The organism is Halopenitus salinus, assembly GCF_042662125.1.
GTDB classification, from domain to species: domain Archaea; phylum Halobacteriota; class Halobacteria; order Halobacteriales; family Haloferacaceae; genus Halopenitus; species Halopenitus salinus.
Genome location: NZ_JBHSXL010000009.1, coordinates 477,676 through 485,063, shown reverse-complemented (window position 1 = coordinate 485,063; position 7,388 = coordinate 477,676). Strand labels below are relative to the sequence as shown.

General features: G+C 68.4%; 8 protein-coding genes. 3 read left to right on the top strand and 5 right to left on the bottom strand.

Going from position 1 to position 7,388, the window contains the following annotated elements; genetic code table 11:
* On the bottom strand, nucleotides 1-1,541 hold a 1,541-nt coding region (locus tag ACFQE9_RS11895; protein WP_379744751.1), incomplete at its 3' end, for a tubulin/FtsZ family protein.
* Nucleotides 1,542-1,580: 39 nt separating this feature from the next.
* Nucleotides 1,581-2,753 (bottom strand): tubulin/FtsZ family protein, encoded by a 1,173-nt coding sequence (locus tag ACFQE9_RS11890; RefSeq protein WP_379744748.1) that lies wholly within the window; start codon nucleotides 2,751-2,753, stop codon nucleotides 1,581-1,583.
* Nucleotides 2,754-3,024: 271 nt separating this feature from the next.
* On the opposite strand from ACFQE9_RS11890, the gene ACFQE9_RS11885 reads away from it, so the two are divergent.
* Nucleotides 3,025-3,276: a HalOD1 output domain-containing protein gene (locus ACFQE9_RS11885; protein ID WP_379744745.1), complete on the top strand. Its 252-nt coding sequence runs from the start codon at nucleotides 3,025-3,027 to the stop codon at nucleotides 3,274-3,276.
* A gap of 85 nt (nucleotides 3,277-3,361) precedes the next feature.
* Here ACFQE9_RS11885 and ACFQE9_RS11880 read toward each other — a convergent pair whose 3' ends face one another.
* Together ACFQE9_RS11880 and ACFQE9_RS11875 are read right to left on the bottom strand one after the other, a co-directional pair.
* On the bottom strand, nucleotides 3,362-4,378 hold the full coding sequence (locus ACFQE9_RS11880) for an NADP-dependent oxidoreductase (protein ID WP_379744742.1): 1,017 nt from the start codon (nucleotides 4,376-4,378) through the stop codon (nucleotides 3,362-3,364).
* 94 nt (nucleotides 4,379-4,472) lie between these two features.
* On the bottom strand, nucleotides 4,473-4,598 hold the full coding sequence (locus ACFQE9_RS11875) for a hypothetical protein (protein WP_379744739.1): 126 nt from the start codon (nucleotides 4,596-4,598) through the stop codon (nucleotides 4,473-4,475).
* A gap of 140 nt (nucleotides 4,599-4,738) precedes the next feature.
* On the opposite strand from ACFQE9_RS11875, the gene ACFQE9_RS11870 reads away from it, so the two are divergent.
* Together ACFQE9_RS11870 and ACFQE9_RS11865 are read left to right on the top strand one after the other, a co-directional pair.
* The gene (locus tag ACFQE9_RS11870) at nucleotides 4,739-5,116 is read left to right on the top strand and encodes a cupin domain-containing protein (protein WP_379744736.1); all 378 of its coding nucleotides are present in this window, start codon (nucleotides 4,739-4,741) and stop codon (nucleotides 5,114-5,116) included.
* A 94-nt stretch (nucleotides 5,117-5,210) separates the two neighbouring features.
* The gene (locus ACFQE9_RS11865) at nucleotides 5,211-5,996 is read left to right on the top strand and encodes an SDR family NAD(P)-dependent oxidoreductase (protein ID WP_379744733.1); all 786 of its coding nucleotides are present in this window, start codon (nucleotides 5,211-5,213) and stop codon (nucleotides 5,994-5,996) included.
* On the opposite strand, the gene ACFQE9_RS11860 is transcribed toward ACFQE9_RS11865, so the two are convergent.
* Nucleotides 5,997-7,313 carry an aspartate aminotransferase family protein gene (locus ACFQE9_RS11860; RefSeq protein WP_379744730.1) on the bottom strand — a complete coding sequence of 439 codons (1,317 nt, stop codon included), beginning with the start codon at nucleotides 7,311-7,313 and terminating at the stop codon, nucleotides 5,997-5,999. It abuts the gene before it with no gap.
* Nucleotides 7,314-7,388 lie beyond the last annotated feature (75 nt).

Here is a 7,388-nt window from a genome sequence, read left to right as displayed (position 1 = left end):
GTCTCCGTCTCGGTACCGGTCTCCGTCTCGTCCCCAGTCTCCGTCTCGGTACCGGTCTCCGTCTCGTCCCCAGTCTCCGTCTCGGTACCGGTCTCCGTCTCGTCCCCAGTCTCCGCCTCGTCACCGGTCTCCGCCGGCGCCGTCTCGCTGTCGGACACGCTCGTTGCCATCCCGCCGTCGGCGTCCTCGATGGCCACGCCGCGATCGGAACCGTCGCCGTTCTCGCCGAACTCGAAGCCCCGATCGTCGGGCGGCGATCCGGACGAGTCCGTCCGATCCGCGGCCGCCGAGGCGGCGACTTCCTTCGCGGCGGCGGACGCCGAGGTGGTCGCCTCCTCACGGCTCGCGAGACCGCGGCGCTGCAGTTCTTCGACCCGCGGGACGTCGGTGACGTTCGCGAAAAGCACCGTCGCCGTGATCGAGTCGGCACGTGAAAGCGGCTCGTCCCCGGCGAGCACCTCGACCGTCCCGGTCTCGTCCTCGAGGAGGTACCGTCCGGTCTCGAAGCCCTTCCGGGAGATCTTCGCCGGCGGCCCCGAGAGGATGAGCAAGACGCGATCGCTGGAGGAGACGTCACACGGCATCGTCAGCTTGGACTCGAGGGCGCGGCGCACGAGCCGCTTGATCGTCGCGGCGTCGGTCGTCGTGTCGGGGTCGTCCTCGCGGAGGCCCAAAAGCGCCAGCAGCCGCCCGATGAGCCCGTTCGGGCCGGAATCGATCTCGATGGTGGCGTGCCCGATTGCGGCGAGGCCGCCGACGCCGAGCGTCCGGCTGACGTCCGTCGGATCGATCCGCATCTCGGAGGGATTGTCGGGCTCCAGCTCGCCGGCCGCGAACAGCGCGAGGATCCGGGTCGCGATCTCGTCGTTGATCGCCGCGTAGCGGTCGTCGATCCGCGCCTCGCCCGCCCGCCAGGACTCGTTGTCAACCGGGATCACGGCGTCGGCGAGCGGCACGATCGTCCGTACTCCGCGGGCAGCGGTCAGAGCGCGCTCGTCCGATTCCGTCTCGGCAGGCAGAACGCCGAGGACGTAGACCGGCTCCTCGTAGCTCGACTGAAGCTCCTCTAAGAGGACGCTCCCAACGCCGCTTCCGGTGCCGCCGCCCAGCCCGGCGACCACCAGCGTCGCGTCGACCTCCGTCTCGTCGACCATGTCGAGCGCGCGACGGATCTCCGGGAGGTCGTCGCGCGCGACCGCGGCGCCGACGTCCGGATCGCCGCCGACGCCCGGTCGCTCGCTATCGACGACGGACGCGGAATCGTCGGCGTCCGCGTCCGCAGGGGGGCCCGCGTGATCGCCGTCGGCATCGCTATCGGCGTCCCCGTTCGGGTGGTGCTCCGTGACTTCGGGATGGGTGTCGCCGATCAGCACCCGACGGTCCTCCGGTATGGTCGTCGTCTCCTCGAACGCGACCGTCGAGGTGTCGAACGCGAGGACGTTTCCCTCGGTGAACTCGCGGCCCGTCTCGGCTTCGGCCTCGACGAGCCGGTCGACGATCCGGGTCCCGGCGTTGCCGACGCCGAGAAGCGAGAGCTTCATTCGTTCGCCCCCGACGTCCCCCCTCCCCCGAGCGGCACGCTAGACGATCGGGTCCAGGTCATTGTCGTCGTCGGTGATCAGCGACTCGATCTCCTCCTCGCGGACCGCGTCGAGCTCGCGGATCTTGTTCTGTGCGTCGACGGCCTGGTTCTGTATCTCGTCGATCCGCGGCGTCTCGGTCACGTTCGAGAGCAGCACCACCGCCGCGAGCGTCGAGGAGTTCCGCCGGGGGTCGTCGCCCGCGAGCACGTCGACCGTGTCCGCCTCGTTCTCGAGCCACTCGCGGGCGGCCTCGACGCCCTTTCGCGAGATGGCCGCCGGCGGACCGGCGAAGACGATCAGCGCGCGGTCGGCGCTCGAGACCTCACAGGGGACGGTGAGCCGGGAGTTGACCGCCCGGCGGACGAGCCCCTTGATCTTGGCCGCGTCCGTCGAGTCCTCCTGGAGGTCCTCGCCCTCGTTGAACCGCGAGAGCAGCCCCTCCGACTGCGTGGCCAGCTCCGTGGACGCGTAGCCGATGGAGGAGACGCCGCCGATCTCGAGGGTCCGCATGATGTCGCTCGAGTCCATCGCGTTCTCGCCGACGTCGGAGTCGTCGACCTCGCCGGCCGCGAGCAGGGTGACGATCCTGGTGGCCAGCTCCTCGTTCATCTCCTCGTAGCCCTGTTCGATCGTCTGACCGCGCGAGCGCCAGGCGTCGTTGTCGAAGGCGATGAAGTTGTCCACCTTGGTGACGAACGACTGGAGCGACCGGGCGGCGTTGAGCGCCGGTCGGCCGCCCTCGTACTTGCCGGGGAGCACGCCGAGCCCGTAGACCGGCTCGTCGTACATCTTTTGAAGCTCGTCGATGACGACCGGGGCGGCCCCGCTGCCGGTGCCGCCGCCGAGCCCCGCGGCCACGAGGATCGCGTCGACCTCGTGGATCTCGACGTCGTCGAACACCCGACGTATCTCGTCGATGTCGGTCTTTGCGACCTCGGCGCCGACCTCCGCGTCGCCGCCGACGCCGTGGCCGCGCGCCTTCCGATGGGTGTCGCCGATCAGGACGCGGCGGTCCTCGGGCACGTGTTGGGGCTTCGCCAGGTCGGTCCGGGCCGTGTTGATCACGAGCGCGTGTCGACAGAGGTTTCGGCCGGTGTCGCGCTCGAACTCGATCATCCGGTCGATGAGCTTGCTGCCGGCGTTTCCGACGCCGATCGTCGCGAGCTTCATCGCCGGATCCCCCGGATCGTCCGGTTGGAGGGCCGGTCTCGTCGGTCGGGGCGGTCGACTCGCTCGTGGGTCGCTCGAAGCATCGTTGGTTGAACCCTGTATGTCGACGCATATTAACCTGTGTCAGACGTCCTGGTGACCCGAGTCGAGCGTGATCGGATGCTCACGCCGTCGCGATCCCACCAAACGGCGATGCGGTGGTTATCCGACCAAACGGTGAAGCGGTGGTTGTCTGACGTAGGTTTAAGACACAACCCGACCTGGATCGGTTATGCCGCGGACGAACCGGTCAGTCTCCGAACGCGTCATCCGACGAGTGGCTGAGACGACCGACAGGGACGTTCTGGATCTCCCGGTACTGTACGACGCCGTCGATCCGGACGCGCTGAACGCGGTCGTCGAGTCGATGTCGGACGGCGAGGTCGCCTTCCAGTACGCGGGACACGAGGTCACCGTCGACGGCGACGGGAGGATCGAACTCGAGGACGGATCGATCGAGAACCCCGTCGTCGGACCTCCCTGAACGTCCGATTCGAAACGGCGCCGATCGGATCGACGAGCGGCTCGACCGGATCGTCGGGTTCCTTGCGACCTGCCTGCCGTGATCGTCACGGCGGCGTCGAGACCTCGACGACCTGCTTGCCGACGTTGTCGCCGGCGAAGAGTCCGAGGAAGGCGTCCGGCGCGTTCTCGAGCCCCTCGACGATCGTCTCGCGATGGACGATGTCGCCGTCGTCGACCCACCGTGCGAGCCGGTCGTTGGCCTCGTCGTGTCGCGTCGCGAAGTCGCGAACCAAAAGTCCCTCGACCCTGGCGCGGGTGGCGATGAGCGACGGGAGCTTTCGCGGACCGGTCGGGACCTCCTCGTCGTTGTAGTGGGCGATCTGGCCGCACACGGCGACGCGTGCGTCGCGGTTGAGCTTCGTGAACACCGCGTCCGTGATCGGACCGCCGACGTTGTCGAAGTAGACGTCGACGCCGCCGGGCGCCGCCTCCTCGAGCGCCGCGGCGTAGTCCTCCCTGGCCCGGTAGTCGATCGCGGCGTCGAAGCCGAGGTCCTCGGTCAGCCACGCGGTCTTCTCTCGGGACCCGGCGAACCCGACGACGCGACACCCGTTCAGCTTCGCGATCTGGCCGACGGTCGATCCGACCGCGCCGGCGGCGCCCGAGACGACGACCGTGTCGCCGGGCTTCGGCTCCCCGACCTCGAGCAGGCCGAAATAGGCCGTCCGTCCCGGCATTCCAAGCGTTCCGAGATACGCCGGGAGGTCGGCGATGTCGGGATCGACGGCCGTGACGTCCGCGGCGTCGAGAACGGTGTAGTCGGCCCAGGTTCCCCTCCCGGAGACCAGGTCGCCGACGTCGTATCGGTCGCTCTCGCTCGCGGCGACCTCGCCGACCACGCCGCCGCGCAGCGGGTCGCCGACCGCCCACGGGTCCGCGTAGGACTCGCTGTCCCGCATCCGCCCGCGCATGTACGGATCGACGGAGAGGTATCGCACGCGGATCAGGACCTCACCTCGCTCGGGCACCGGGACGTCGCGTTCGTGCAGTTCGAAACAGTCCAGCTCCGGTTCGCCGTGGGGTCGCTTCGCGAGACGCCACTCGCGGGACGTGTCGGCCATGGCTGGCCTTTCCCGCCGCCGCCCAATAGCCTTTGGACCGATCGACGTTGATTCGATCGAGAGGTCGGCGTTTTCGGCGCCTCTCGTCGCCGTCCTATTCGATCTGGAGCTTCTGGAGCGACTCGCGGATGTGGTAGCGCGCCTCCGGATCCTTCGTGTTCTCGAGGGCTTTCAACAGGTGCGTTTCCAGACTCTCTCGGTCCGCAACAGGGGTGCTCATGGACGGAGAAGGGACGTCTCCACGGATAGGTATGTCCCGACTTCGAATCCGGTAGGAGCGACCTACGGCGACTTCTACCGGTCCGGGACGCCAACGCCGAACGGCGCACCTTTTTACGCGAGGACGACGGAGTCGGGGACATGTCCGACGACTACAGCATGGTCCAGGTTCACGACGTGGAACCGACTCCCTCGGCGAGCTCGGGGACGGACCACGTCGATCTCGTCTCGGAGCTCGGCTGTACGGAGATGCGACCGAAGGTGTGGTACCTCTCGCCGGGCGACGCGATGAGCTACCACCGCCAGACCGAACAGGAGGAGCTGTACTACGTCCTCGAGGGGCCCGGTCGGATGAAGATCGAGGGCGATCTGATCGACGTGCCGGAGGGCTCCGCGGTCCGCATCCCGCCCGAGACGAACCGACAGGTGCTCAACGACACCGAGGGCGAACACGTCTGGCTCATCGTCGGCGCGCCGCCGGCGACCGACGACGGGCGTCCCGCGGACGAGGACGCGTAGGCGATCGATCGTCTTAGACGAGACCGTCGGCGCGCCGCCGGCGACCGACGACGATGGGGGGACTTATTAGGTGTGCGCGCGAGCGAAAACCCGTATGAGCGGACGATTCGACGGAGAGACGGCCATCGTCACGGGATCGAGCAAGGGGATCGGCAAGGCCATCGCGACCGAACTCGCGCGCGAGGGCGCGAACGTCGTCACGAACTCGCGGAGCTACGAGCGCGCCGAGGCGGCAGCCGAGGAGATCGCGGAGACGGTCGACGGCGCCGAAACGCTGCCGGTCGAGTGTGACGTGACCGACCCGGACTCCGTTTCGGCCATGGTCGAGGCGACGGTCGAGGAGTTCGGCCGCCTCGACGTGATGGTGAACAACGCGGGAATGACGATCATCGGCCCCGCAGAGGAGATGGCGCCCGAGGACTGGCGACAGGTCATCGACGTGGACCTCTCCGGCGTCTTCTTCGGCTCGCAGGCGGCCGGACGCCAGATGATCGACCAGGATGACGGCGGCGCCATCGTCAACGTCTCGAGCATGATGGGATCGATGGGCCTCCACCGGCGCAGCCCCTACTGTGCCGCGAAGGGCGGCGTCGACAACCTGACGCGGACCCTCGCGGTCGAGTGGGCCGAACACGGCATCCACGTCAACGCGCTCGCGCCGGGGTACATCCGCACGGCCATCACCGATCAGACGATGGAGTCGGCGGACTACACACAAGAGGAGGTCGAGAACCGCACGCCGATGGGGCGGTTCGGCACGACCGAGGAGATGGCCAACTGCGCGCTGTTTCTCGCCTCCCGGGACAACTTCGTCACCGGCGAGGTGTTGACCGCCGACGGCGGCTGGACGGCCTTCGCGTGGGGCAGCCACGGACCCTGATCAGGCCCCATCGAACGCGGCCGCGGTCGAGAGATCCGCCAGGGCACCCTCGACCGCGTCGACGAGCGCGTCGATCTCGGGTTCGCCCATCGGCGTCGAGAGGTTCACCAACCCGCGATCGGCGACGAACACGCCCCGGTTCCGCATCGCGAGGGAGAACCGTTCCGTGATCGCCTCGTGGGTCGTTCCGGTCCGCGCGTCGCGCACCTCGTCGTCGGTGAAGTGGACGTTGAGAAACGACGCGTCGCCGGTGACCTGCGCGGGTACCTCCGCGTCCGCACAGACGGCTTCGAGGCGCTCGCGTGCCGTCGCGCCGAGGTCGTTGAGCCGCTCGATCGCGTTCCCGTCGAGGGCGTCGAGGGTGGCGGCGCCCCCGACCATCGTCGCCGGGTTTGCGTTGAACGTCCCCGAGTGGGTGACCGACCCGGTGGCGGGATCGAACACCGACATCACGTCCTCGCGGCCGCCGAAGGCGCCCGCGGGAAGCCCGCCACCGATGAACTTCCCGAACGCCGTGAGATCCGGGCGGATCCCGTACCGCTCCTGGGCGCCGCCCGGGTCCATGCGAAAGGTCATCACCTCGTCGAACAGCAGGAGCGTGTCGGTGTCCGCCGTGAGATCGCGGGCGGTCTCGAGGAACCCCTCGCGTGGGGGGATCATCCCGGCGTTTCCCATGATCGGATCGACGATGAAGCAGGCCAGGTCGTCGCCGTGTCGTTCGAACGCCTCCACGAGCGCCTTCGTGTCGTTGAACGGGACCGTCGAGACGCGCTCCTCGACGGTGGTCGGGACGCCGGGGTTCTCTCGCCCCTCGTCCTCGACGCCGACGAGCACCGTGTCGTGAGTCCCGTGGAACGCGCCGTCGAGTTTGAGCACGTGCTCGTTGCCCGTGTGGGCGATCGCGGCGCGGATGGCGTTCATCGTCGCCTCGGTTCCGGAGTTGGCGAACCGGACCGTCTCGACCGAGGGAACGCGCTCGACGATCCGGCGTGCCAACTCGGTGGCCTCCGTCGTCGGCGCCGCGAGTCCGTTTCCGCGGGCGAACCGCTCCGTGACCGCATCGACCACGGTCGGCGGTGCGTGGCCGAGGACCGACTGGGTGTAGTTGTTCAGGAAGTCGAGCAGCTCCTCCCCATCGGCCGTCGTCAGCGTGCACCCGGACGCCTCCTCGACGAAGGTCGGATACGGATCGACGTAGGTCACCTCGCGCGTGTCGCCGCCGGGAAGATACGTTCGCGCCTCCTCGAAGTGTTCCTTCGAGGTCGGCGTCCGCCGCTCGTACTCCGCCTCGAGATCTGCCGCGTTGGAGTTCGTCATGACTGACCGGTTCGCGGAGGGTGCACAAAACGTTGATCCTCGATCACACGGATCACGGACGGGGATACCACGGTA

What these genes read in the sequence shown, in the direction of transcription:
- ACFQE9_RS11890 (WP_379744748.1), bottom strand. Translation starts at nt 2,753, where the DNA reads ATGAAGCTCGCGACGATCGGCGTCGGAAACGCCGGCAGCAAGCTCATC.
- ACFQE9_RS11870 (WP_379744736.1), top strand. Translation starts at nt 4,739, where the DNA reads ATGTCCGACGACTACAGCATGGTCCAGGTTCACGACGTGGAACCGACT.
- ACFQE9_RS11865 (WP_379744733.1), top strand. Translation starts at nt 5,211, where the DNA reads ATGAGCGGACGATTCGACGGAGAGACGGCCATCGTCACGGGATCGAGC.
- ACFQE9_RS11885 (WP_379744745.1), top strand. Translation starts at nt 3,025, where the DNA reads ATGCCGCGGACGAACCGGTCAGTCTCCGAACGCGTCATCCGACGAGTG.
- ACFQE9_RS11880 (WP_379744742.1), bottom strand. Translation starts at nt 4,378, where the DNA reads ATGGCCGACACGTCCCGCGAGTGGCGTCTCGCGAAGCGACCCCACGGC.
- ACFQE9_RS11875 (WP_379744739.1), bottom strand. Translation starts at nt 4,598, where the DNA reads ATGAGCACCCCTGTTGCGGACCGAGAGAGTCTGGAAACGCACCTGTTG.
- ACFQE9_RS11860 (WP_379744730.1), bottom strand. Translation starts at nt 7,313, where the DNA reads ATGACGAACTCCAACGCGGCAGATCTCGAGGCGGAGTACGAGCGGCGG.